This window comes from Variovorax sp. AB1(2024) (genome assembly GCF_037482385.2).
In the GTDB taxonomy this organism is placed as follows: Bacteria; Pseudomonadota; Gammaproteobacteria; order Burkholderiales; family Burkholderiaceae_C; genus Variovorax.
Genome location: NZ_JBBHKP020000002.1, coordinates 434,161 through 457,667, shown reverse-complemented (window position 1 = coordinate 457,667; position 23,507 = coordinate 434,161). Strand labels below are relative to the sequence as shown.

At 68.5% G+C, this 23,507-nt stretch carries 18 protein-coding genes; 13 read left to right on the top strand and 5 right to left on the bottom strand.

Annotation, left to right across the window (positions count from 1 at the left end; all coding sequences use genetic code 11):
- Window position 1: 1 nt before the first annotated feature.
- The 6 genes from WIX39_RS29060 to WIX39_RS29035 are packed head-to-tail and all read left to right on the top strand — an operon-like array spanning window position 2 to window position 6,080.
- Window positions 2-2,134, top strand: coding sequence for an acetate--CoA ligase family protein (locus WIX39_RS29060; RefSeq protein ID WP_409196629.1), 2,133 nt, complete (start codon window positions 2-4; stop codon window positions 2,132-2,134).
- Window positions 2,131-2,889 carry an SDR family NAD(P)-dependent oxidoreductase gene (locus tag WIX39_RS29055; RefSeq protein ID WP_081267621.1) on the top strand — a complete coding sequence of 253 codons (759 nt, stop codon included), beginning with the start codon at window positions 2,131-2,133 and terminating at the stop codon, window positions 2,887-2,889. The genes WIX39_RS29060 and WIX39_RS29055 overlap by 4 nt, the downstream gene beginning before the upstream one ends.
- Entirely contained in the window at window positions 2,886-3,266 is a 381-nt protein-coding gene (locus WIX39_RS29050) for a VOC family protein (RefSeq protein ID WP_409196628.1), read from the top strand. Before WIX39_RS29055 ends, WIX39_RS29050 begins: the two co-directional genes overlap by 4 nt.
- Window positions 3,263-3,808: a nuclear transport factor 2 family protein gene (locus tag WIX39_RS29045; protein WP_409196627.1), complete on the top strand. Its 546-nt coding sequence runs from the start codon at window positions 3,263-3,265 to the stop codon at window positions 3,806-3,808. The genes WIX39_RS29050 and WIX39_RS29045 overlap by 4 nt, the downstream gene beginning before the upstream one ends.
- On the top strand, window positions 3,808-5,094 hold the full coding sequence (locus WIX39_RS29040; RefSeq protein ID WP_409196626.1) for an SDR family oxidoreductase: 1,287 nt from the start codon (window positions 3,808-3,810) through the stop codon (window positions 5,092-5,094). Before WIX39_RS29045 ends, WIX39_RS29040 begins: the two co-directional genes overlap by 1 nt.
- Window positions 5,091-6,080, top strand: a complete 990-nt coding sequence (locus tag WIX39_RS29035) for a Bug family tripartite tricarboxylate transporter substrate binding protein (RefSeq protein ID WP_409196625.1) — start codon at window positions 5,091-5,093, stop codon at window positions 6,078-6,080. The genes WIX39_RS29040 and WIX39_RS29035 overlap by 4 nt, the downstream gene beginning before the upstream one ends.
- A gap of 142 nt (window positions 6,081-6,222) precedes the next feature.
- On the opposite strand, the gene WIX39_RS29030 is transcribed toward WIX39_RS29035, so the two are convergent.
- A complete protein-coding gene (locus WIX39_RS29030; RefSeq protein WP_409196624.1) occupies window positions 6,223-7,179 on the bottom strand; it encodes a hypothetical protein in 957 nt (318 codons plus the stop codon).
- 612 nt (window positions 7,180-7,791) lie between these two features.
- On the opposite strand from WIX39_RS29030, the gene WIX39_RS29025 reads away from it, so the two are divergent.
- The 5 genes from WIX39_RS29025 (at window position 7,792) to WIX39_RS29005 (ending at window position 14,020) form a co-directional block, all read left to right on the top strand.
- A complete protein-coding gene (locus tag WIX39_RS29025; protein ID WP_409196623.1) occupies window positions 7,792-10,245 on the top strand; it encodes a phosphoesterase in 2,454 nt (817 codons plus the stop codon).
- Window positions 10,246-10,345: 100 nt separating this feature from the next.
- Window positions 10,346-11,755: a cytochrome-c peroxidase gene (locus tag WIX39_RS29020; RefSeq protein WP_409196879.1), complete on the top strand. Its 1,410-nt coding sequence runs from the start codon at window positions 10,346-10,348 to the stop codon at window positions 11,753-11,755.
- An 18-nt stretch (window positions 11,756-11,773) separates the two neighbouring features.
- Window positions 11,774-12,424, top strand: coding sequence for a hypothetical protein (locus WIX39_RS29015; protein WP_409196622.1), 651 nt, complete (start codon window positions 11,774-11,776; stop codon window positions 12,422-12,424).
- Window positions 12,425-12,465: 41 nt separating this feature from the next.
- Window positions 12,466-13,137: a hypothetical protein gene (locus tag WIX39_RS29010; RefSeq protein WP_409196621.1), complete on the top strand. Its 672-nt coding sequence runs from the start codon at window positions 12,466-12,468 to the stop codon at window positions 13,135-13,137.
- Window positions 13,138-13,141: 4 nt separating this feature from the next.
- The gene (locus WIX39_RS29005) at window positions 13,142-14,020 is read left to right on the top strand and encodes a 2OG-Fe(II) oxygenase (RefSeq protein WP_409196620.1); all 879 of its coding nucleotides are present in this window, start codon (window positions 13,142-13,144) and stop codon (window positions 14,018-14,020) included.
- Here the strand turns inward: WIX39_RS29005 and WIX39_RS29000 are convergent.
- Genes WIX39_RS29000 through WIX39_RS28990 form a run of 3 tightly spaced genes read right to left on the bottom strand, consistent with a single transcriptional unit; the run spans window position 14,013 to window position 19,779 of the window.
- Window positions 14,013-15,737, bottom strand: coding sequence for an OPT/YSL family transporter (locus WIX39_RS29000; RefSeq protein ID WP_409196619.1), 1,725 nt, complete (start codon window positions 15,735-15,737; stop codon window positions 14,013-14,015). The two genes, WIX39_RS29005 and WIX39_RS29000, sit on opposite strands and share 8 nt — an antisense overlap.
- A complete protein-coding gene (locus WIX39_RS28995; RefSeq protein WP_409196618.1) occupies window positions 15,737-18,763 on the bottom strand; it encodes a bifunctional diguanylate cyclase/phosphodiesterase in 3,027 nt (1,008 codons plus the stop codon). Before WIX39_RS28995 ends, WIX39_RS29000 begins: the two co-directional genes overlap by 1 nt.
- Window positions 18,760-19,779: a TRAP transporter substrate-binding protein gene (locus tag WIX39_RS28990; RefSeq protein WP_155742470.1), complete on the bottom strand. Its 1,020-nt coding sequence runs from the start codon at window positions 19,777-19,779 to the stop codon at window positions 18,760-18,762. The genes WIX39_RS28995 and WIX39_RS28990 overlap by 4 nt, the downstream gene beginning before the upstream one ends.
- Before the next feature lie 192 nt (window positions 19,780-19,971).
- Here WIX39_RS28990 and WIX39_RS28985 point away from each other — a divergent pair, with 192 nt between their 5' ends.
- Window positions 19,972-21,183 (top strand): serine hydrolase domain-containing protein, encoded by a 1,212-nt coding sequence (locus tag WIX39_RS28985; RefSeq protein ID WP_409196617.1) that lies wholly within the window; start codon window positions 19,972-19,974, stop codon window positions 21,181-21,183.
- Window positions 21,184-21,270: 87 nt separating this feature from the next.
- Here the strand turns inward: WIX39_RS28985 and WIX39_RS28980 are convergent, their stop codons facing one another.
- Window positions 21,271-22,299 (bottom strand): LysR family transcriptional regulator, encoded by a 1,029-nt coding sequence (locus WIX39_RS28980; RefSeq protein WP_409196616.1) that lies wholly within the window; start codon window positions 22,297-22,299, stop codon window positions 21,271-21,273.
- Window positions 22,300-22,420: 121 nt separating this feature from the next.
- Here WIX39_RS28980 and WIX39_RS28975 point away from each other — a divergent pair, with 121 nt between their 5' ends.
- On the top strand, window positions 22,421-23,491 hold the full coding sequence (locus WIX39_RS28975) for a Rieske 2Fe-2S domain-containing protein (protein WP_409196615.1): 1,071 nt from the start codon (window positions 22,421-22,423) through the stop codon (window positions 23,489-23,491).
- Window positions 23,492-23,507: the final 16 nt, after the last annotated feature.

Here is a 23,507-nt window from a genome sequence, read left to right as displayed (position 1 = left end):
GATGCAGGCCGTGGAAGTGGGGCGCGGCATGGACGCGCTGTTCAGCCCGCGCTCGATCGCCATCTTCGGTGCGTCGGACGACGTCACCAAGATCGGCGGCCGTCCGCTGCAGTTCCTGCAGAAGTATGGCTACGCGGGCGGCATCTACCCGATCAACCGCAAGGGCGGCCTGGTGCAGTCCCTGCCGGCCTATGCGAGCGTGGACGACGTGCCTGAAGTACCCGAGCTGGCCGTGGTCGCCGTGCCGCCCGCGGGCGTGCTCGACGTGGTGCGCGGGTGTGCCCGGCGCGGCGTGAAGGCCGCGGTGATCCTGTCCGCCGGATTCTCCGAGATGGGCGACGAGGGCCGCCAACTGCAGGAGCAGATCGGCGAGGTGGCCCGCGCCGCCGGCATGCGCGTGGTCGGCCCGAACTGCCTGGGCGCGATCGGCGTGCCCGACAGGAGCATCGCCACCTTCTCGGTGGCGCTGGAGTCGTCGTTTCCCGTGGCCGGCTCCGTGGGCATCGTCTCGCAGAGCGGCAACCTGGGCAGCTTCACGCTGCGCCTGGCCGGCGAGCGCGGCCTGGGCGTCAGCCGCATGCTGACCACTGGCAACGAATGCGACGTGGACATCGCCGACGCCATCGCGTCTCTGGCGGGCGACCCCGGCACCCGCGTGATCCTGTGCTGCATGGAAACCTGCCGCGACGGCGACAAGCTGATCCGGGCCATGGCCATGGCCCGCGAGGCCGGCAAGCCGCTGGTGGTGCTGAAGGTCGGGGTCTCCGAGGCAGGCAGCGAGGCCGCGGCCTCGCACACCGGCGCGCTGGCCTGCTCCGACGCCGTGTTCGACGCCGTGCTGCGCAAGGGCGGCGCCATTCGCGTGCCCAGCATCGAGCAGTTGCTCGAAGTGGGCCACGCGCTGTCCGTCGTCGGGCCGGCGCATGTGCCGGGCGGCAACCGCGTGGCCGTGCTCACCGCCTCGGGCGGCTTCGGCGTGCTGCTGGCCGATGCGGCCAGCGCGCAGGGCCTGGCTTTGCCCAAGCTGGCCGCGCACACGCAGGAGCGCATCCTGTCGGTGGTGCCCTTCGCCTCGCCCTCCAATCCGGTGGACATGACGGCGCAGGTGTCGAGCCGGCCCGAAGTGCTGGCGCAGATGCTCGATGCCGTGGCGCGGGATGCCAGTTGCGACGCGCTGATCCTGCAGTCGGCCAACGCCTTCCACCTGCCCCGTCTGCGCGATGTGTTTCTTTCCGCGCTGGAGCAGGTGCGCAGGGACCATCCCTCGCGCCTGATCCTGCTGTGTGCCCGCGCGCCCCAGGAGGTGCGGGCCACGCTCAACGGCATGGGCTTCCCCGTGGTGGAGGGCATCGATGCCGCTTGCGCGACTCTGGCTGCGCTGTTGCGCTTCGGCGCGCGAGGCACCACGGAGACCGCCGCGGCGGCCATCGAGCGCATGCCGCTGGCAGCGGAAGCCTTCGCCACAGAGGCAAGCGCCAAGGCCGTCCTGTCGCAGGCCGGCCTGCCCGTGCCGCAGGAGGTGATCGCAGCCAACCGTGACGAGGCGCTGGCCGCGGCTCGTGCGCTGGGCTTTCCCCTGGTGCTGAAGATCGTCTCGCCCGACATCGCCCACAAGACCGAGGTCGGCGGCGTGTTCGTCGGCGTGCGGTCCGAGGCGCAACTGATCGAGGAATACGCGAACCTGCTGGCGCGCGTGGCGCAGAAGGCGCCCGAAGCCCGCATCGCCGGCGTGCTGGTCGCGCAGATGGTGCAGGGGGGTGTCGAGCTGATCCTGGGCACCAAGAAAGACCCGGTGTTCGGTCCGATGGTGATGGTCGGGCTGGGCGGCATCTTCGCCGAGATCTTCAAGGACGTGGCGCTGCAGCCGGCGCCCGTCGACGAGGCGCAGGCCACCGCCATGCTGCGCTCGCTCAAGGCCTTCGCGCTGCTCGACGGCGCGCGCGGGCGGCCCCGGGCCGACGTGCAGTCGGCCGCCAAGGCCGTCGCGGCGCTGTCGCGATTCGCCATGCGCCATGCCCAGGACGTGTCGGAGATCGATATCAACCCCTTGATGGTGCTGGAGCAGGGACGCGGCGCCCATGCGCTGGATGCGCTGCTGGTGCCCGAGGAACAAACCATGAAAGCCAAGCCATGAACATGTCTCTTTCAGGCCGTGCGGCCTTCATCAGCGGCGCCGGCCACGGCATCGGCCGCGCCACCGCGCGGGCCATGGCGCGCCTGGGCGCGACCGTCGGCATCAACGACCTGAAGCCGGAATTCGTGGAAGAGGCCGTGGCCGAGATCCGCGCCCTGGGCGGCCAGGCCATCGGGCTGCCGTGCGACGTGTCGACGCGCGAAGGGATGCGCGAGGCGGTGGCGCAGTTCGCCAGCGACGCGGGACGGCTGGACATCATGGTCAACAACGCGGCCTGGGTGCGCTACCAGCCGCTCGCCGAAATCACCCCGGAGGTGATGGACCGCATGGTGGAGATCGGCTTCAAGTCGGTGATCTGGGGCATACAGGCCGCGGCGGAGGCGATGGACCCGCAGCGCGGCGGCTCCATCGTCAACGTGGCATCCATCGCGGCTTTCAAGTCGCCCATGCGCTCGGTGGTCTACAGCGGCATCAAGGCCGGCGTCCTGGGCATTACCCGGGCTTCGGCCGCCGACCTGGGCGCCCGCAACATCCGCGTGAACGCGGTGGCGCCCGGCGCCATCCCCACCGAGGGCACGGCCAAGCATCGCAATGCGGAGCTCGACGCCAAGCGCATCGGCCGCACGCCGCTGGGCCGCCTGGGCACGGTGGAAGACATTGCGGACGCGATCTGCTTCCTGGCCGGCGACGAATCGCGCTTCTTCAATGCGGACGTGCTGCGCCTGGACGGCGGCGCCTCGGAGACCTCGCTGTGAGCGGCGCGGTGCGACCGCCCAAGCGGGTGCAGAACGTGTTCGTCGCGGCAAGGGATCCCGCCAGCCTGCACGGCTTCTATGAAGGCGCGCTCGGCCTGCCGATGAAGTTCCGCGATGGCGACCGCTGGATCCAGTACGGCGCGGGCAATACCAACGTGGCGCTGGCCTGCCTCGAAGAGGCCGCGCCTGCCACCGGCGGCCTGGTGATGGTGCTGGAGGTGGATGACTTCGAGGGGGCGCCGGAGCGCATTGCGGCCGCCGGCGGCCAGGTGCTGGGCCTGCGCGACATGGGTGCCCACGGCGCCGTGCTGTCGCTGCGCGACCCGGAAGGCAACCTGCTGCAGCTGTTCCGGCGCGCCGCGCCCGCCGCTGCATGAGCGAGCCGCAGACCGTGCCGGCAGCCTTGCAGTCGCTGCTGGACCGGGAAGCGATCCGCGACTGCCTGCTGCGCTATTGCCGGGGCATCGACCGCTGCGACGAAGACGCATTGCGTTCGGCCTACTGGGAGGACGCCACCGATTGCCACGGGGCCTGGAACGGCAGCGCCGCCGGCTTCATCGCGCAGGCGCTGCCCAGGCTGCGGCAGGGCGGGCGCCGCGTCCACCAGATCACCAATGTGCTGATCGAACTGCACGGCGACTTGGCTGCCGTGGAAAGCAGCTTTATTGCATTGCAGTCCACGGCCGCGCAGCCGGATCGCGAGACCTTTCTTTGCGGCCGCTATGCGGATCGCTTCGAGCGTCGCGGCGGCGAATGGCGCGTGGCCGCGCGAACCGTGGTCTATGACTGGATCGAGGAGCGCACGCGGCCCGAGCTGGCGCAGGACGACGCGGCCCTGTTCGGTGCGCGCCAGCCCGTCGGCGGCCGTGCACCGCACGATGCGGTGTATGCGCTGCTGCACAACGTGCGAGGCGGCTGATGGCTGAATCTCGCAGCGTGCTGATCACCGGCGCAGGCGCCGGCATCGGCCGCGCCGCGGCGCTGGGCCTGGCGCGCGCGGGATGGCGCTGCGTGATGGTCGACGCCGACGCGGCCGCATTGGAACGCACCGAAGCGCTCTGGCCGGCCGGAGCCCAGAGGCCGCTGGGCCTGGTGGCAGACCTGACGGACGCGGCCCGCATCGAACGCCTGCGCCTGGAGGTTCCGCCGCTCGATGCGCTGGTCAACAACGCGGGCATGTCGGCCGGCGGCGCCGAGGCGACATCCGGCCATGACGACGGCGGCGCGGCGCGCCTGCTGGCGCTCAACCTGGCGGCACCGGCGCGCGTGGTGCAGGCGTGCGCCCCGCATTTGCGGCCGGGGGCGCGCATCGTCAACGTGGCTTCCGGGGCGGGCCTGCGAGCCATTCCCTGGCGCGGCCTCTACAGCCCGAGCAAGGCCGGATTGATCGGGCAGGGCCGCGCGCTGGCGCACGCCAGGCCCGACTGGACGGTGACCACGCTCGCACCGGGTTTCGTGAGAACCGAACTCGTGCAACGCCTGATCGACGGTGGACGGCTGGACCCCGCGCAGGCGGCGTCGAAGATTCCCATGGGCCGCATGGCCGAGCCCGAGGAGATGGCCGACGCCTTGTGCTTCCTGGCCAGTCCGGGCGCGCGCGTGCTCACCGGCCGGCTGCTGGTGCTGGACGGCGGCTCGTCCGTGTGCGGAGGCAGCCAGCCGTTGCCGCCTTGCGAACGTCCGCCCCTGGCGTTCGATGCGCCCTTGCGCCCGAGTTGCGAGGCGGTGCGCGAACCGCTGTGGCGCGCCGCCCTGGACAAATGGGTTCGCTCTCATGCGAGCCATGCGAGCCATGCGAGCCATGCGGGCTCCACGGGCTACGCGGGTGTTGCCGATGCGCGCGCGCTGGATGCGCCGCCGGGCTCTCGGCTCGATGCGGTGCTCGATGCGGCGCGCTGCTTCCGCGCGCGCCATGCGGCGCACGCCAGCCTCACGCTGCTGATGCCTGCGCCCGAACCGGGGCTCGACTGGCAGATGGCCGGCGATGCCGATGCGGCACGGATGCTGGTCGCCACGCTGGCCGCCGAATGGGGCTCGCACGCGCTGCGCATCAACGCGCTGGAGCTGCCGCGCGATCTCGCACCCGACGCCTGCCTGCCGCTGCTCGACTACATGGCCGGCCCCCGGGCGCAGTTCCTGACCGGCCAGGTGCTTCGCCTCGGCGCCGCCGCGGCCCGAGATCACAACAAGGAGACTTTTGCATGATTCCACCGACCATTTCACGCCGCCGCCTGCTGGCGGGCGCGGGGCTGCTCGCCCTTCAGGGCCAAACATGGGCCAGCGAAGCCGGCGCCTGGCCGGCGCGCCCGATCCGCCTGGTGGTGCCCGGCCCTCCGGGTGCCGGCTCGGACATCTTCGCGCGCCTGCTGTCCGTGCCGCTGCAGCAGGCCCTCGGGCAGCCGGTGGTCGTGGACAACAAGCCCGGCGCGAACGGCCTGATCGGCAATGACACCGTCGCCAAGGCGGCGCCCGATGGCTACACCATCCTGCTGTCGCCGTCCTCGGCGATTGCGATCAACCCGGTCATCCAGCCGAAGATGCCCTACGACACGCAGAAAGACCTTCTGCCCATCGCGCAGGTCGGCGCCGCCGGCATCCTGCTGGTGGCGAACCCGTCGACGGGTATCCGCTCGCTGGCAGACCTCGTTCGCCAGGCCAAGGCCAACCCCGACAAGCTGGCCTGCGGTTCCTGGGGCAACGGCTCGACCGGCCACCTGGTGCTGGAGGGCATCAAGGCCCAGTACGGCATCAGCATCGCGCATGTGCCCTACAAGGGCGTCTCGCCGCTGGTGACCGACCTGCTGGGCAACATCATCGGCGTGGGCTTCGTCGACATCGCATCGCCGGTTCCGCACATCCGCAGCGGCAGGCTGATCGCACTCGGCAGCACCGGCTCCGCCCGCGGACCCGCGCTGCCGGAAGTGCCCACGCTGACCGAGCAGGGCTACCGCTCCGACGTGGACGGCTGGTACGGCATCTTTGCGCCGGCGGCCACGCCGCGCGAGGTGGTCGCGCGCCTGAACCAGGAGATCAACCGCATCCTGTCGACCGAAGAGATCATCCAGAAGTTCGCCGCGCAGAACATGCCGCGCCCGCCGATCAAGAACGCGGAGCAGTTCGGCGCCACCGTCCACCGGGACCTCGCGGTCTGGCAGTCGCTGGCGAAAGTCGCCAGGTTGCGGGTGGAGTGACGAACGCGGCCGGCTTCACTGATGGCTAGTGAAAGAACAGGGCGATCAGGATGATGACCGGGATCGGCACGCCGAGAAACAAGAGCAGAAGCGAACGCATGATGAGGATCTCCTAGGAAGTGTGTTCACGCAGGCCGGTCGTTCAGAGGTCGCGCCGGCGCCCGCCGTAGGTCGCGGCGAAGCTGGCGACGAAGGCGCCGATCAGCATCGAGACCACCAGCCACAAGGCGGCATACGCCGATGCCTTGCGGGCCGCGTCGGCGGCTTCCCGGGCCTTGGCCTGCGCGTCGCGCAGCGTGGCCTGTGCCTTTGCATAGGTGTCGTTCACGCGCTTCTCGGCGTCCTGCTGGCTCAACCCCGTGCGCTGCGCCACGACCTGGCCGACATACCGCGCATCCTCCGGCGGCAGCGCACCGGTGCGGATGCTGTTCAGGAAGATGCGGCTGACTTCGGCGTTGGCCGCGGCCGTGCCGCGTTCCGGCATGGCGGGCTGCCCGGTGCCCGCGTCGCCGGTCGCGGCGGCAGGAGCGCTGGCGTCGCGACGGAACAGTGAATCGATGAAGTAGTTCATCGGGCCGGTGCCGCCGTCCTGTGCCGACTGCGATGCGGCAGCGCCTGCGCCAGCCCCCGCCATGCCCACAGCCGTGGCCGCGCCGCTCGCGACAGTGGCACCAGCCTGCGCACCCGCGCCCACGATCGAACCCACCACGGAACTGAGCAGCGCGGCGGTCAGCAACGTCGCGACAGACCAGGCCAGGAAGCCATGGGCCGTGTCGCGGAAGTAGACCTCGTCCGTATGCACGCCGGCCCACTTGGTGCGCAGCCGGCCCGCCAGATAACCGCCCATGCCCGACGCGGCGATCTGGGTGAAGCTCAGCCACAGGATCGTCGCGACGCCGATGGCGCCCGCACTGGCGCCCTGATGGGTCCAAGGGCTGACGGAGGACATGCCGAGGCCGGTGCCTAGCACCAGCAGGATCAGCGACAAGGATGCGGCGCCGGCCGCGCCCGCGAAGATCGCGCCCCATGAGACACCGCTTCGGCTGCCCTCCGCGGCGAGCACGCCGGGGGGTGGTGTATTGACGCCATATGAGCTCATGGTCGCTCCTTGTCTGCTTGTTGTGGAGCTCGCACTTTTTGGCTTGCGTCGCGGCGCTTCGGTCGGTGGCCGGCGCTAGCGGGGGTAGGCAATGAGCCCGAGCGGGGCATCGCTTTGTCGCAGCAATGCGCGGCCATCAATTCAAGAGCTCATTGATTTGCGAATCAATTTGTGGAAATTTTGATCGCGTGGCGGGCTTGGCAATTGACTAAAAAAGAATTGGAGATCCGGTGATTTTCCAAATCCGGATGCCCAGACGAATTGGTTTTTTGCCTGGATCAATTGATTTTTGGATTGGAATGTCCGGCTTGGGAAGCGCTGCGTTACATGCCGGACGTGCTCTGCGCGTCGCCCTTGTAATCCACGTCTAACTAATTGCTAACTCTCACCTAATTTTGAAGTCAGCTTCTGGTCAGTCGATAGCGCCGCCGGAAATTCGGATGAAAAAAACGCGCGTGAGATTCGAGGATGTATTGCGGTTTGACACACAAATGTCACCCGCGATTTCTACATTTCTCCTCGATGCGGCATTTGTTAATACAAAAGCAGCTGCCTCTGTTGCCGCTTGCAGGCCGGAAAAAACCATCCATAACTCTCAGCCCCAAGATTCATATGAACATTCTCAATAGAAAAGCCCTGTTCACGTCCTTGACGACGGTCGCGGCTTGCGTGCTCGCCGCTTGCGGGGGAGGCAACGGCGGGCCCGGCGCCATCGTCTTCCCGGTCGGAACGACGCCCGCCGCCAGCCCCACCACCTACAGCGGCGTGGTCGCCGCCAGCGGCTTCGTGCCGGGCAGCGCCACGGGCAACCCGACCCTCAAGGCCGGCTACTACCAGAAGGCCACGGTCTTCGTGGACACCAATGGCAACGGCGTGCTCGACAGCGGCGAAGTGTCGGCAGTCACGGACGCCACCGGCAAGTTCACGCTGACCACGACCCAGACCGGCCCGCTGGTGGCGGACATCGGCACGGGTGCGATCAACACCGCCACCGGCACTCCGGTGGCCAGCCACCTGATCCTGCGCGCTTCGGCCGACCAGATCGCGGACCAGGGCGCGGGCAAGGTCGTCATCAGCCCGCTGTCGAGCGAAGCGCAACGCCTGGTGGAAGCCAACGGCAGCAGCTACGCGGCAGAGAAAGCCAACCTCGTCGCGCGCCTCAACGGACCGGCGTTCAATCTCGGCACGGCCACGGTCGCCGACCCGCTGGCGGACGTCAACACACTGAGCGGCGCCAGCCAGTACGCGGTGCTGTACGAAGACAACCAGCTGACCAACCGCTACACCTATGCGACGACCAAGCTCGACCGCAAGGACATGTTCCCCGACAACCTGGCCGTCGCGGGCGGCGACCCGCGCCTGGTGGGCCTGTCGAGCGTGACCATCACCAACAGGGACGGCAGCAAGGTCACGCTGTCGGTGCCGACGCAGAAGCAGGCGCCCATCACCTTCGCGCAGGCGCAGCAGGCGGCCTTCAACGTGGAAGGCGTGCCGGCCTACGACAACATCTTCGTGGTCGTCGAGGAGAACAAGTCGACCGATGTGATCGTCGGCAACTCGCGGGCCGTGAACATCAACTACATCCTGAACAAGTACAACCAGCTGACGACGTACTATTCGACCGGCAATCCGTCCGAGCCGAACTACACCGCGCTCGGCGGCGGCGACGACTTCGGCATCAACGACGACAACTGGTTCGGATGCGGCGTGATCGCCGGCAGCGCCAACGCCATCACCGACGTCGCATTCACCGGCGGCACGGCCTCCGACGGCCAGCCGCTGCCAGGTCAAGGCCCGCTGCCGCCCGCCGGCAGCGCCACGCGCGCCGGCTACAGCGCGGCCAGCACCACCTGCGGCGACAACCCGACCAGCGGCACCGTACACAACGTCCTCGGCGACAACCTGTTCACGCTGATGTCCAGGACGGGCCGCACCATCCGCACCTACAGCGAATCGATGAACCCCGGCCAGGACGTTCGCGCCGACAGCATCGCCGACGCGTCCGTCACCGCCACCTACGACGCAGGCAACCGCCTGAACGGCTTCACCAATCTCGACGGCTCCACCCCCAGCCTTACCGGCACCGCCAACTTCGGCGTGGTGAACGGCCTGTACAAGGTCAAGCACGGCCCGTCGATCGCCTACCAGAGCGCGCGCAACCTGCCCGAGTTCGTGGCCACCAACCGCACCATCTTCGGCACCCAGTACCAGGAAGCGGATTGGCTCAAGTCCTCGGCCTACCCGATTCCGAACGGCTGGGTCTATGACCAGTTCAGCAAGGACCTGGCCACGGGCGACGTGGGCAACATCAACTTCATCGTTCCGGACCAGTGCGACGACATGCACGGCGTCGGCAGCGACACCAGCTGCGTGAGCAACAACAACGGCCAGGCCAACGGCGTCATGCGCGCCGACATCTACCTCGGCATGGTGGTGAAGAAGATCCAGAACTCCGCGCTGTGGAAGAACCCGCAGAAGCGCGTCGCGATCGTCGTGATGTACGACGAAGGCGAAGGCGGCAGCAACGGCTCGTGCTGCGGCTGGAACGCCGGCGGCAAGAACTCGGGCGCCGCACCGGTGACCGTGGATGCGAACGGCAAGGCGACGGCCACCACCGCACCGGTCAACTACAGCTCGGGCAACTTCGGCCACGGCAACTCGATCTTCGGGATCATCTCCAACCAGCAGGACGTGGGCACGGCGAAGACGAAGATCGCGGACAGCGACTCCTACAGCCACTTCTCGTTCGTGCGCACGCTGCAGGACATGTTCCAGATCGCCGACCCGGCCGTGGATGCGACTTACCTGAACCGCGCCAAATACACCGAAGCCTTCATCACGGCCAACATCACGGCGCTGCCGGAATTCGCGGGCAGCGTGGACACGCACTTCGACTCGGTGCGGCCCATCAACCATGCCTACGTGATCCCGGGCAACTACACGCAGAAGCTGTATGCGGCCGACATCGTCGGCCAGGTCGACACGCTCACGGGCAAGCTGGAAGGCCAGATCACCCCGCAAACGGGCCCCGACGCAAGCCAGGCCAACGTCTGGGCAATCAAGTAAGCCGAAGGCCGCCCCGGGGAAACCGGGGCGGTGTTCCAGGCGGAACCCGTTGCGGGGCCGCCTGGAACAGCTTTTTCCAGCCTTCGAGCAACGGTGAATGATGAATCTGGTAACGGAAAAGACGCTCCCCCTCGTCGTGGCGCTCTCGGTGGCGCTTCTGGCTTTGGCGGGCTGCGATGGCAAGGGCACGGCGATGGCGGCAAGCGCCGGCCCGCGCGCGCCGGCCCTGAGCCCGGGCGCCCAGGTCGGGCAGATGTTGTTCTTCGACAAGAACCTGTCGAGCGGCAAGAACATGTCGTGCGCGAGCTGCCACGACCCGCAATACGCCTACGGGCCGCCGAACAGCATCTCGGTGCAACTGGGCTCCGACATCACGCAGGCCGGCGCGCGCGCCGTGCCCTCGCTGCGCTACAAGGAATCGACACCCGCCTTCGACGACGACGCGCCGAACCCGGACGGCGTGACCTCCAACTCGCCCGGCGGCGGCTTCATGGCGGATGGCCGCGCGGCGACGCTGGCGGCGCAGGCCGCGCTGCCGCTGCTCAATCCGCTGGAGATGAACAATCCCTCGAAGGAAGAGGTCGTGAAGGCGGTGCGCAACGCCGCCTATGCCGGCCTGTTCAGGCAAGCCTTCGGCGCCGACGTCTTCAACGACACCGACAAGGCCTTCGACGCCATCGGCACCGCGATCCAGGCGCTGGAGACGGAGGACCTGAGCTTCCACCCGTACAGCAGCAAGTACGACCTCTATGTCTTCAACAAGGCAGGCGGCACGCTGACGCCGGCCGAACGGCGCGGCGAGGTCGTGTTCCACAGCAGCGGTGTTGCCAACTGCTCCGGCTGCCACTACACGGGCGCCAACTTCAACGGCAACTCCGGCCTGATGACGGACTTCACCTACCAGGCCCTGGGCGCGCCGCGCAACGACAGGTCGATCCCGAACAATCCGGATCCGATTCCCGCCAACGACGATCCGAAGTACTTCGACATGGGGTTGTGCGGCCCCTACCGCACCGACCACATGCCCGCCACGCCGCAGACCCCCAACCCCTACTGCGGCATGTTCAAGGTTCCGGTGCTGCGCAACGTGGCGACGCGAGGCGCCTTCTTCCACAACGGCGTGCTCCATTCGCTGGAGCAGGTCGTCAACTTCTACAACACGCGCGACACCAACCCGGAGTACTGGTATCCGGCCGACAAGGACGCCACCGGCGCGCCGCAGGCCAACCCGGCCTGGGCGCTGCAACCCACCCATGTGCCGGGGGCGACGGTCCGCAAGTACAACGACCTGCCGCCTGCGCAGCAGGGCAGCATCGACGAGGAAGTGCCGATGGGCACAGGCGAGGGCGGCGACAAGACGCTGGCCAGCGGCACCAGGCCGCGCGCGCCCGGCTCCCCGCCGGCCATGACGCCGCAGCAGGTCGACGACCTGGTCTGCTTCCTGGGTGTCCTGAGCGACGGCTATCAGCCTGCCGCCAAGCCACCGGCCACCGGCAAATGCGTGAACTGAAGACGGCTCGTTGATTCGATGACGCAAACAACCTCATTCCTCGCACGCCGCGTCGGCGGCATCGGCTTTCTTCTGGCGCTGCTGGCCTTGCTGGCCGGCTGCGACAACGAACAGGCGCGCTTTCCGGACCGCGACAACTTCACGGCGACGGTCAATGACTATCTCGCGCAGCGCGGCCATGTCTGCCTGGCCAAGTACACATGGCCGATCACGGTGGCGGCCGGATCGCACGAACCCGATGCGCAGCAGATGCCGTTGCTCGAGAAGCTGGGCCTGGTGACGGGCAGGGATGTCGCGGCCAGCCAAGCGAACGCGCCGGCCCGCGAATACGCGCTGACCGACGCGGGCCGCAAGTACTACCTGCAGGTGCCCGTGGTGATTCGCACCACGACGCAGACCGTGACACACCCGGGCGACTTCTGCGCGGCCACCCTGAGCCTGGACCGCCTGGTCGGCTGGGATCCGCCGCAGACGCGCGACGGCCGCACCGCGACCTCCTTGCTCTTCACCTACCGCATCGCGCCCGACCAGTGGGCCGGCACGCCTGAAGTGCAACAGGCCTTTCCGCTGCTGGCGCGCGCCATCCAGCGCGAAGGAACCATGCAGGTGCGCCTGGGCGTGCACCTCACGCGGCGCGGCTGGGTCGCGGACGAGCTGGACATGCACTGAGTCCGCGATCGCCCTTGCTCCTGAAAACAACCACAGATCCCATGAATCTCTTTTCCATCTGCCCGAGCCGGGGCCCCCTGGCCTCGATCAAGACTCTGACGGGCATTGCGCTGATCTGCGCACTGGCCGCATGCAGCGCGAGCCACGACCCCAAGGCCCCCACCGCGGAGAACCTCGCGCCCGCACTGGATGAGCATCTGGCCCAGCGCGGCGACATCTGCCTGGCCATGTTCGACTGGCCCATCGATCTGACCGAGGCCGAGGCCGGCTCCGGCGCGCGCCATGCCGTCCAGTTCCCGGTGATGGAACAGCTGGGCCTGGTGCACAGCACCATCGTGGCCGTGCCGAAGAGCAGCGAGAACCCGGACGGCGCCGTCAAGCGGTTCGAGCTGACGGATGCCGGGCGCAAGTTCTACAAGCCGCATCCCTACCTCACCCGTGGCGCCGAGCACGCCAACGACTTTTGCGTGGCGCATCTCAAGCGCGAGAAGATCGTCGACGTCAAGGTCGACACCTCCGACGCGAAGCATCCGATGGCGGTGGTGAGCTACACCTACCAGATCGACACGGCGCCGTGGATGCAGAACGCCGACGCGCAGCGCGTGTTCCCGATGATCACGCGCATCGCCAACGGCGCGGGCGGGCAGCTGCAGCTGCGCCAGGGCTTCACGCTCGGCGACAAGGGCTGGGTCGCGCGGCTGGGGCCCGTGTGAACCCATGAGCACCGTCGTCCGCTTCTCGCCCGATCTGGGCCGCTGGCTCACGCACAACCTGAATGCCGGGCGGGCGCCGCAGGCACTGGTCTCCACCATGCTCGGGCAGGGGATGAACGAGCGCTCGGCGCGGGCCATCGTGTCGGCTTACGTCGATGCACGGCAGCGCGGTACCGCGATGCCTGCCGATGCCATCGAAATACCGGACGAGTCCCCCGGCAGGCCCTTGGCGCGGCTCGCATCGGGCACGCGGATCTCGACCACCGATCGCGAGGTCGTCGTGCATTCGCGCGGCGACGATCCGGTCTACGCCGCGCTCGGCAATGTCGTGGATGCGCACGAGTGCAAGGCCGTGATCGAGATGGCGCGTCCGCGCCTGAAGCCTTCCACGCTGGTCGATCCGATGAGCGGGCGCGACGTGGTGAGCGACAAGCGCACCAGCTGGGGCATGTTCTTTCGGTTGGGCGAGAACGAGCTGATCGCGCGTCTCGACCGGCGCCTGTCCGCGCTGATGAACCTGCCAATGGAAAACGGCGAGGGGCTGCAGGTGCTGCACTACCCCGCCGGCGCGGGCAGCGAGCCTCACCACGACTACCTGGCGCCCACCAACGCCGCCAACCGCGAATCCATCGCGCGAAGCGGACAGCGCGTGAGCACCCTGGTGACTTATCTCAACGACGTGCCGGACGGCGGCCAGACCGTCTTCCCGCAACTCGGCCTGGCGTTCTCGCCGATCCGGGGCAACGCCTGCTACTTCGAATACGGCGACGACAGCGGGCGCGTCGATGCGCGTTGCCTGCACGCCAGCGCGACCGTGGACCGCGGCGAGAAGTGGGTCATGACCAAGTGGATGCGCGAGCGCCGGTTCGTGGCGGCTAGGTGACGGCAGCGAGCAGGCTGGCCACGCCCAGTCCCACCGCGGCCAATGCGTCGCCGGCGATCAGGCCGCCGCCGAACAGGGAGGCGCTGCTCATGTCCTGTGGCGCATCTCCGCGCGCGGGTGCGCGGGCGGCCCACTGGCTGCCGGCCACGCCGCCCGCTGCGAACCACAGCGACGCCGACAGCGGCACGAAGCCGCCGAACGACAGCGCATACGGCGACGGCAGCACGATCGCGTCGAGCACGAAGCCGCGCGGCCGGATCCACTTGCGCAGGCCCTCGATCACGAGGCCCGCGGCGATTCCTATGCCGATCGCCGTGCGCTGGTAAGGCACGTCGTCGGTGAGGCTGCGCAGCACGCCGACGAACTTGTAGGTCATGGCCGAGGTCCAGCCGCCCGGCTGCTGATCGGCCTTCAGCACTGTCTGGTCCTGCAGCAGCACCGGGTAGGCCGCCATGAACAGGCGCGCGAACACCACCGCGAGCACGGCGCCCACCACGATGCCCATCACCTGGTAGCGGAACTGCAGCGTGCGCGAACTGCCGAGCCTCCAGCCCGTGGAGCGGTCCTGCTGCATGTCGCAGGCCACGCCGGTGGCCATGAGCAGCACCGCGCCGGCCATCAGGCCCACCGTGGGGTCGCGCAGTCCGAGCGCGGCGAGGATGACGACGGTCACGACGAAGGCCGACGAGATCGGGTTCGAATCGCTCACGCCCACCGAGATGCCGTTGACCAGCGCGAAGACGAACACCAGCGCCACGGCCACCACCAGATAGAACACCGGCTGCGCCAGCAGCCAATGACCGCAGGCCACGGTGGCGGCGCCCCAGAACAGCACCCAGAGCGCGAGACCGCGCGTGACCCCGGGCCTGGGCATCTCGTCGTGCGCTGCGGCCTGCCGCCGTGCGCCCGGCAGTGCCCGCTTGAAGATCAGCGCCATGTCCAGGATCGCCGCGCCCATGATCGTGCCCAGCGCGATGAGGAACATCACCTTGCGCGGCGCGTCGTCCGCCTGCAGCCAACCGGCCGAGACGAACCACGGCTTGAGCGCCAGTCCGATGAGGCCTCCGGTCAGCGCCGGGACGCCGATGCGCGCGCCCACCACCAGCCCCGCGCCCAGGGTCGATGCCGACATGCCGATGGCGCCCAGCACCGCCAGCCGTGCGGTGGCCAGCCCCGCCACCAGCCCGATGCCCATGCCGCCGCCGAGTTGCTTCACCGAGCGCCGCAGCAACGCCGGATCGGTCAGCGCGCGCAGGATGTTGGCCACGGCCAGCCCCGACGGATAGGTCAGCCGCATGCGTTCCACCAGCACCGGCGTATAGAGCATGCCCACGCCCGCGCCCAGCATGCCGATGCAGCCCAGGTACAGCATCAGCTGCCATGCCGGCGGCTGCGGCATTCCCATCCACGCCATGGCCTGCAGCAGCACGCCCAGTCCGCTCATGGCGGCCACCGAGGCGGCCGCCGTCTGGATGTAGTTGGCGCCGTGCCGTCCGCTCGCGCCGTAGCCCGCCGTCACGGCCGATCCCAGCAGGCCGGCGAGCACCTGGCCGCCGACGAAAAAGCCGAGCGAGAAGTTCATGTAGGCCGCCGTCACGCCGGCTAGCGGCCCCAGCACGAGGGCACCCGCGGCCACCAGCAGCAGGTGGTAGCGCCAGCTGCCCTCGGCCGGCAACCAGCGCCGGCGGGCTCGCGGGGAGGCTTGCGAGGGCGGCATCAGGCGGCCGTGTCGAATTCGAGTTCGCGTTCGTAGAGGTGCAGCGGCTGGGGCCGTCCGAACAGGTAGCCCTGGCACACGCGGCAGCCGTGGCGCTCGAGGAAGTCGCGCTGCGCCTGTGTTTCCACGCCCTCGGCCACGATCTGGAGCTCGAGGTTGCGCGCCATGCCGATGATCGTCTGGATGATCAGCTCCACCTTCGGGTTCAGGCCGATGCTGTGCACGAAGAACTTGTCGATCTTGATCTGGCTCAGCGGCAGCTGCGTCATGTACGACAGCGACGAATAGCCCGTGCCGAAATCGTCCATCGAGAACTGGATGCCGAGCGCCGCCAGCGCGTTCATCTTGCCGATGGCGTCGACCACTTTTTCGTGCAGCAGGCTTTCGGTGAGCTCCAGCTTGAGCTTGCGCGGGTCGGCGCCGGTGCGCTGCAGCACCCGGCTCACCTGGTCGACGAAGTCCGCCTCGCGGAATTGCCGCGCGCTCACGTTCACCGACAGCTGCAGGTGGCCCAGGCGCGGGTCGTCCCGCCAGGCCACCAGCTGCAGGCAGGCGGCCTCCAGCACCCACAGGCCGAGCGGGATGATGAGCCCCGTGTCTTCCGCCACGTCGATGAATTCGTGCGGCAGCAGCAGGCCGCGCACCGGGTGGCGCCAGCGCACCAGCACCTCCGCGCCCGTGACCTTGTTCTCGTCGGTGACCTGGCTCTGGTAGTACAAGACGAACTGCCGGGCGGCGATGGCCGCGTGCAGCTCGCTCTCCAGCGTGGCGCGCGCGGTGATGGTGGTCTGCATGCCGGCCTCGAAGAAGCGCAGCGCGTTGCCGCCGTCGGTCTTGGCGTAGTACATCGCGATGTCCGCCTGCTTGAGCACTTCCTCCATCGATGCGTTCCCCGCATCGAAAAGCGCGGCGCCGATGCTGCAGGTGCTGTGGTGCTGCTGCAGGCCGAGCTGGTAGGGCTGGCTCAGCCGCGCGAGGATGGCCGCGCCCATGGTCTCGGTCTGCGAGGTGGCGACGACGTTCTGCGTGTCCAGGTCTTCGAGGATCACGACGAACTCGTCCCCGCCCAGGCGCGCCACCATGTCGCCTTCGCGCAGGCATTCCTTCAGCCGCTGCGCCACCTGCTTGAGCATGACGTCGCCGATGTCGTGGCCGAGCGCGTCGTTCAGCGTCTTGAAGTTGTCGAGGTCGAGAAACAGCAGCGCGCAGCGGCGCGAGCCCCGCGCATTGGAGCCCATGGCCCGCTTGAGCCGGTCCAGCAGCAGGCGGCGATTGGGCAGGCCGGTGAGCGTGTCGTAGAAGGCAAGGTGCTCGATCTCCCGCGCCGCGCGCTTGCTCTCGGTGATGTTGCGCAGGATGACGATGAAGCGCGCGTCCCGGCCATCACCTATCGATTTGCGCGAGGCCGAGATCTCGAACCAGTCCTTGTCCCCCGCGTGGCGCAGCTCGAACTGCCGGCCGGCCGAATGGCCCTTGGCGTCGGCGTCGTGCAGCGCGCCCATGACTTCGGCGGTCGCCTCGGCGGGCAGCAGTTCGGACAGCAGGTGGCCGACCGGGTCCGCGATCTCGATGGCCGGGAACGGCACGCGCGGCGAGTGGCAGCCGTGGCAGCGGCCGTCCAGGCCGACCTCCAGCAGCAGGTCGGGCAGCGCATCCAGCGTGGCCTGCAACTGTGCCTTGCTCTCGATGATGGCGGCCATGTGGCGGCGCTTCTCGGTGATGTCCTGGTAGACGCAGACGATGCCGCCGTCGGGCGTGCGGCTGCGCGCCGCGCGGATCACCTGGCCGCTCTCCAGCAGTGCCTCCTGCTCGGAGTAAGGCTGATCCATCTGCGGCGTGTTCAGCGCCGTCCAGCCGGCCGGGCCCTGGTCGTGCACCACATGCCGGGCGGTCTCGTCCATGATCTGGCGAAACGGCAACTGGGGCGCGATCATCGGCGCAACCCACGGGAACATCGCGACGAAGCCGCGGTTCCAGGTGAGCACGCGGTTGTCCGAGTCGAGCAGGATGAAGCCGTCGATCATCGACTCCAGGGCCTGGTCGAGCGTGAACTTGGAACGCAGCAGCTCCATCTGCGCGAGCCACTGCCTTCGCAGCTGGATGTGCGTGAAGCAGGCCACCGCCAGGATCATCAGCCCGATGGCGACGGCCGTCCAGGCGATCAGGTCGCGCTCGCGGCGCCATTCGCGCAGCGCCGCGGTCAGAGGAATGCTCGCGACGATCAGCAGGTTGCGGTGCAGGGTCGGGCGGGCCACCACGATGGCCGGCAGCCCGCTCAGGCGCGCTGCCATGCGCGATGGCTTGCCGTCGCTCGTCCTCTCGTGCAGGGCGGGCTCGATCTGCCGGCCGTCGAGATCGTCGCGCGGCGGCAGGCTCGCCAGCAGCGGGCCGCCGTCGCGCTCCAGCGTGACTTCGAGCCCGTAGATGCCGGCGCCCTGGGTCATGATGGTGGCCAGCAGCGAGAGCTGCACCTCGGCCACCGCCACCATGCGCGAGCCGTCGGCCAGCGTCGTGGCGCGCGCGAAGAACAACACCCTCTGCGAGGTGACCAGGCTGGTGGCCGGCTGGCTGATGGCCAGGGTGGACACCGGGTTGGCCAGCACGCTGTCGATGAAGCCGGCGGGCAGCACCAGCGGCAGCTGTGCGCCGCGCCGGTCGGAAGATGCCACCACGGCGCCGCGTGCGTCGACGAAGGCGACGTGGCGCACCAGCAGGTTCTGCCGCACCACGGTGTCCAGCAGCCGGTGGTCCTCGAAGCGACCCATGTCGTTGCCGGCGCTGCCGACGGTGGAGCTGCGCAGCAGTTCGTTGGCGCCCGCCAGCAGCATGTCGACGCTCAGCAGCGAGCGGTTGAGCGCCGCCTCGGAGCCGCTGACGAATCGCACGGCCAGGTTCTCGTGGTCGCTGATCGCCTTCTGGCGCCCATCCCAGACGATGAGGCTTGCCACGGTCACCACCGTGGCGAGAAAAAGCACGGCCACGCCGAAGACGATGGCGGTGACGCGGCGCGGGAAATGCGGCTTCACTGAACTGAAGGAGCGCGCAGCCCCACCACCGGCGCCAGCGTGTCGTTCCAGGCCTTGGCGCACTCCGGGCCGCAACGCCGCACCCAGCCGGGCAGCACGCGGTTCGCGAAGATCTCGCGGCGGCGCGCTTCGTCCTGTGGCGACGGCCGGACGGCCGTCATGCGGCCCTTGGTGGGCTTGGTGCAACCCGCCGCACCGGTGTTGCAGGCGATGCCCTCGTCGGTTTCCCGCTCCGACTGGGTCCATACCGCGTTTTCCAGCTTGGGCAGTTCCTTGCGCAGCAATGCCTGAAGATCGGCCGGCAGCGCGTTGAAACTTTCGCGGTTGGCCGCGAACACCGCGACGCCCCAGCTCAGCGGCAAGGTGTAGATGGTGCTGGTCACCTCGTGCAGGCCCAGCGTGTGGCCCGACATGGTGCCGGTGACCGCGCAGTCGGTGTTGCCGGACCTCATGTTCGCCATGATCTGCGAAAACTCGGTGTAGACCGGCGTGCCGCCCACCGCGGCGATGAAATCCGCCTGCGTCGAGCTCGACACCCGCGTGCGGCGGCCCGCCAGGTCCGACAGCTGCTGCAGCGGCTTGTTGCAGAACACCTCCTGGGCCGGGTAGATGTACACGGCCAGCAGTTCGGCGCCGTAGCGTTCGCGCAGCGCGGCGGCCAGGTAGGGGCGAAATGCGCCGACCGTGCGCCGCAGCGTGGACACGTCGGGGTTCAGCCCCGCCATGTCGGCGGCGCCCAGCTCCGGATACTGCGTCGAGACCTGGCTCAGCAGCGCCGTGCCGAAAGGCACCACGCCCAGCTGCATGAGGTTGAGCATCTCCTGTCCCGGCACGCCGGCACGGTCGAAGGGCACGATGCTGGCGGTGTAGCGGCCGCCCGACAGCGTGGCCAGATCCCGGGTCCAGAACTGCTCTTCGTGGCCGGTGTACTGCGTGACTCCTCCCAGGCCGCCGACGATGCGCAGCCGTTGCTCGGGCGCCGTCTGCGCGTGGCAGAGCAGCGAGGCGAAAAACATCAGGAGTCCGGCGAGGTAAACCAACATAGGCCCTAAGCGAGAAGGGTTTCAAATCATTACACAGGTTTCACGGGCAGCGATGAGTGAACGCCCTCGGATGTTGTAACGGGCTCGGGGCCGGCCGGGACGGCTTGGTGTCCAATGCGCTGCACATCGTCGTCACTCATCACCGTCTCGCATGGAATTCTCAGCATGAAGCTTGGCAAGATCGTTCTCGGGGGGCTCGCCGTGCTGGCCATCACCGGGGCGGCGGGCTGGTACAGCCTGGACAAGGAAACGCGCGGGCTGCTCTCCACGCTGCCCACCAACAGCGATGTGCTGTTCTGGAGCCAGCGCCAGCGCGATGCGGGCTTCCGGGCCCTCGACCGCTTGCCGGTGCTGGCCAAGGCGCACGTCGTGGCCGCCGGTGCCGCGCCGTCGGCCTTGCCGCCGGGGCCGCCGTTGGCGCTGTCCCTGGACGTCGATGCATACATGGCGCAGCAACGCAGCGCCGCGCTCGTGATCCTGCAAGACGGGAAGCTGCGCCTGGAGCGCTACGGCCTGGGCTTCGACCGCGAAGGGCGCTGGACCAGCTTCTCGGTGGCGAAATCCATCACTTCCACCTTGCTCGGTGCCGCCGTGCGGGACGGCCACATTCGCAGCCTCGACGACAAGGTCAGCGACTACATCGTGGAGATGAAGGGCTCGGCATATGACGCTGTCAGCATCCGCCAGCTCCTGACGATGACCTCCGGCGTGCGCTGGAACGAAAACTACGGCGATCCGCAGTCGGACGTGGCGCGCTTCAACAACCATCGGCCGGAGCCGGGTGCCGACGCGCTGGTGAGCTACCTGCGCCAGCTCCCCCGGGCGGCACCGGCGGGCACCCGCTGGAACTACAGCACGGGCGAGACCAATCTGGTGGGGGTGCTGGTGGCACGGGCTACGAGCAAGCCGCTGGCTACCTATCTGTCGGAGAAGATCTGGCGGCCCGCGGGCATGGAGCAGCAGGCCACCTGGATCCTGAACCGCTCGGGGCAGGAGATCAGCGGTTGCTGCATCCAGGCGGCCACGCGCGACTTTGCCCGCTTCGGGCAGTTCGTGCTCGACGGCGCACGCATCGGCGGCCAGCCGATCGTGCCGGACGGCTGGCTGGCCGAGGCCACCACGCGGCGCACGGACATCGGCCAGCCGGGCCGCGGCTACGGCTATCAATGGTGGACCTACGACGACGGCAGCTTCGCGGCGCGCGGCATCTTCGGCCAGGGCATCTTCATCGACCCGAAGCGCAGGCTGGTCATCGCCTCGAACGGCAACTGGGCGGGTGGGGCGTCGAACCGCGCCGACAGCGCGGCGCGGGAGAGTTTCTACAGGGCGGTGCAAAAGGCCATCGACGACGAAGGCCTGGGGAAGCCCGGCGGCTGATCCGCCGGCGCGCAAGAGACGCCAGGTGCGCAGAGCCAAAGACCGACATCGTTTTTGCAGGCTCACGCCTCGAAAGAGAAAACCGGACTAGGTCCGTTGCCTGGGTGCCCCGCGATTCGTCTTCGGCTTGGGCGCCTGCGTACGTCTGGAGCGCAACGATGGGCCGTAGAGCTTCGTCTCCATGTCGCGCCACTCGTCGGTCGCATCGTTGAACAGATCGGAGCATTGTTTGCGCAGCCATCGGTTGCGGGCGTCGTGCTGCACGAGCCGGTGCCAATGCGCGTGCACCGGAAACGTCGGCGGCTGGAACGGTAGACCGAGCAACTGCACCACGCCGAGTTGCGCGAAGCGCGCACCCGTTGCCAAGGGCACGGTGGCCAGCAGGTCGGTCGCCTCGATGATCGCCGGCAGGCTCATGTGGTGCTGCGTGCTCAGGACGATGCGGCGTTGCAGGCCGCGCCGGGCGAGGAATCTGTGGAAGAGCTCGTTGCTGCGCGCCGGCGACGCGACGTCGGCGTGTCCATAGTGCAGGTACGCTTTCTGCGTGAGGCGGCTGCCTTCCAGCGGATGGCCCTTGCGGACCATGCATGCATAGGTGTGGACATAGAGCCGTTGTCTGAAGAACGACTGGGCGCTCAGATCCGGAAAGTACCCCAGCGCGAGGTCGATCTCGCCCGCTGCCATGGCTTGCTGGAGCGGGCCGTTCGGCAGCGTGACACAGACCACGCGCGCATGCGGCGCATGCACCTGGAAGTGCCGCAGCAGGCGGGGAAGGAACACGATCCCGGCGACGTCCGCCATGGCCAGCCTGAACTCCGTGCGGGTGGTGGCGGCATCGAATTCCGGTTGGCCGAGGACGCCCTCGGCCACCTGCGCGAGCACCGAGCGAGCCGTCTCGACCATGCGCTCGGCGCGCGGCGTGGGAGACATGCCGTCGGCCGTACGCACGAACAGCGGGTCGCCGCACAGCTGCCGCAACCGCGCGAGCGCGCTGCTGAAACCGGACTGGCTCATGCCGAGGGCGCTTGCGGCATGCGTGACGCTGCGGGTGTTGCCGAGCGTCACCAAGACACGCAGCAGGTTCAGGTCGAACGCGGTGTCCAGGGTCTTGTCCATCGTTTCCACAGATAGTGATTCTCCGGTTCAGCGCGTTGCGCGATAGAGGGCCACTACCTAGAGTCGGCCTGGCATTGACCGAGAAACAGGCGGAACCATCCGCCGGACTGGAGACGACACGATGTTTGTGAAGAACTGCTGGTACGTGGCCGCCTGGGACCACGAGGTGCTGGCCGATACGCTGCTTGCGCGCACCATCCTCGATCAGCCCGTGCTGGTGTATCGACGCGCCGACGGCACGGCCGTGGCCATAGACAACCGCTGCGCGCATCGGGGCGCGCCGCTGTCGATGGGCCGGCGCGAAGGCGACGCCATCCGCTGCATGTACCACGGCCTGAAGTTCGGCGCCGACGGCCGCTGCACCGAAGTGCCGGGCCAGGACAACGTGCCGGCCAGGCTGTGCGTGCGCAGCTACCCCGTGGCCGAGCGCGGGCGATGGATCTGGATCTGGATGGGCGACCCGCAACGCGCCGATGTCGCACTCATTCCCGATGCCTTCTCGCTCAAGCATCCGGACTGGCGCTACAAGCCGGGCTATCTGCACTATGACACCGACTACCTGCTGATCTGCGACAACCTGCTGGACTTCTCGCATCTTTCCTACGTGCACGAGAAGACGCTGGGCGGGTCACCCAACATCGCGCAATCGCGGCCCGTGGTGACACCGCTGCCGCGCGGCCTGAACGTCACGCGCGACGTGCGCGGCACCGTGCCGGCGCCGTACCACGCGCGCCTGGGCGGCTTCCAGGGAAAGGTCGATCGTCGCTTCAACTACGACTTCCTGCTGCCGGGCGTGCTGCTGATGCATGCCCATGTCAAACCCGCCGACACGCCCGATGAAGACATGACCGGTGCGTTGCAGTTCCACAGCTGCCAGGCGCTGACGCCGGAGACGGCCCACAGCACGCACTACTTCTTCATGCAGGCCCACCGGTTCCGGCTGGACGACGCAACCATCACCGAGTCGATCTACCAGAGCCTGTGCGCGGCATTCGAGGAAGACCGCCAGATCATCATGGCGCAGAGCCGCATGCTCGACGCCACGCCCGGTGGCCAGATGCATCCCATCGCGGCCGACCTTGCCTTGGCCCGGTTCCGCCGGCTGGTGCAGGAATTCTCTGAGGCCGAGCGCGAGGATTCGATGCCGCTGCCGGCGGCGATCCATCGGCCCGTGCACGCACCCATCGCCTGAAGAAGAAGAGGAGACG

What these genes read in the sequence shown, in the direction of transcription:
- WIX39_RS29060 (WP_409196629.1), top strand. Translation starts at nt 2, where the DNA reads ATGCAGGCCGTGGAAGTGGGGCGCGGCATGGACGCGCTGTTCAGCCCG.
- WIX39_RS29055 (WP_081267621.1), top strand. Translation starts at nt 2,131, where the DNA reads ATGAACATGTCTCTTTCAGGCCGTGCGGCCTTCATCAGCGGCGCCGGC.
- WIX39_RS29045 (WP_409196627.1), top strand. Translation starts at nt 3,263, where the DNA reads ATGAGCGAGCCGCAGACCGTGCCGGCAGCCTTGCAGTCGCTGCTGGAC.
- WIX39_RS29040 (WP_409196626.1), top strand. Translation starts at nt 3,808, where the DNA reads ATGGCTGAATCTCGCAGCGTGCTGATCACCGGCGCAGGCGCCGGCATC.
- WIX39_RS29035 (WP_409196625.1), top strand. Translation starts at nt 5,091, where the DNA reads ATGATTCCACCGACCATTTCACGCCGCCGCCTGCTGGCGGGCGCGGGG.
- WIX39_RS29030 (WP_409196624.1), bottom strand. Translation starts at nt 7,179, where the DNA reads ATGAGCTCATATGGCGTCAATACACCACCCCCCGGCGTGCTCGCCGCG.
- WIX39_RS29025 (WP_409196623.1), top strand. Translation starts at nt 7,792, where the DNA reads ATGAACATTCTCAATAGAAAAGCCCTGTTCACGTCCTTGACGACGGTC.
- WIX39_RS29020 (WP_409196879.1), top strand. Translation starts at nt 10,346, where the DNA reads ATGAATCTGGTAACGGAAAAGACGCTCCCCCTCGTCGTGGCGCTCTCG.
- WIX39_RS29015 (WP_409196622.1), top strand. Translation starts at nt 11,774, where the DNA reads ATGACGCAAACAACCTCATTCCTCGCACGCCGCGTCGGCGGCATCGGC.
- WIX39_RS29010 (WP_409196621.1), top strand. Translation starts at nt 12,466, where the DNA reads ATGAATCTCTTTTCCATCTGCCCGAGCCGGGGCCCCCTGGCCTCGATC.
- WIX39_RS29005 (WP_409196620.1), top strand. Translation starts at nt 13,142, where the DNA reads ATGAGCACCGTCGTCCGCTTCTCGCCCGATCTGGGCCGCTGGCTCACG.
- WIX39_RS29000 (WP_409196619.1), bottom strand. Translation starts at nt 15,737, where the DNA reads ATGCCGCCCTCGCAAGCCTCCCCGCGAGCCCGCCGGCGCTGGTTGCCG.
- WIX39_RS28990 (WP_155742470.1), bottom strand. Translation starts at nt 19,779, where the DNA reads ATGTTTTTCGCCTCGCTGCTCTGCCACGCGCAGACGGCGCCCGAGCAA.
- WIX39_RS28985 (WP_409196617.1), top strand. Translation starts at nt 19,972, where the DNA reads ATGAAGCTTGGCAAGATCGTTCTCGGGGGGCTCGCCGTGCTGGCCATC.
- WIX39_RS28980 (WP_409196616.1), bottom strand. Translation starts at nt 22,299, where the DNA reads ATGGACAAGACCCTGGACACCGCGTTCGACCTGAACCTGCTGCGTGTC.
- WIX39_RS28975 (WP_409196615.1), top strand. Translation starts at nt 22,421, where the DNA reads ATGTTTGTGAAGAACTGCTGGTACGTGGCCGCCTGGGACCACGAGGTG.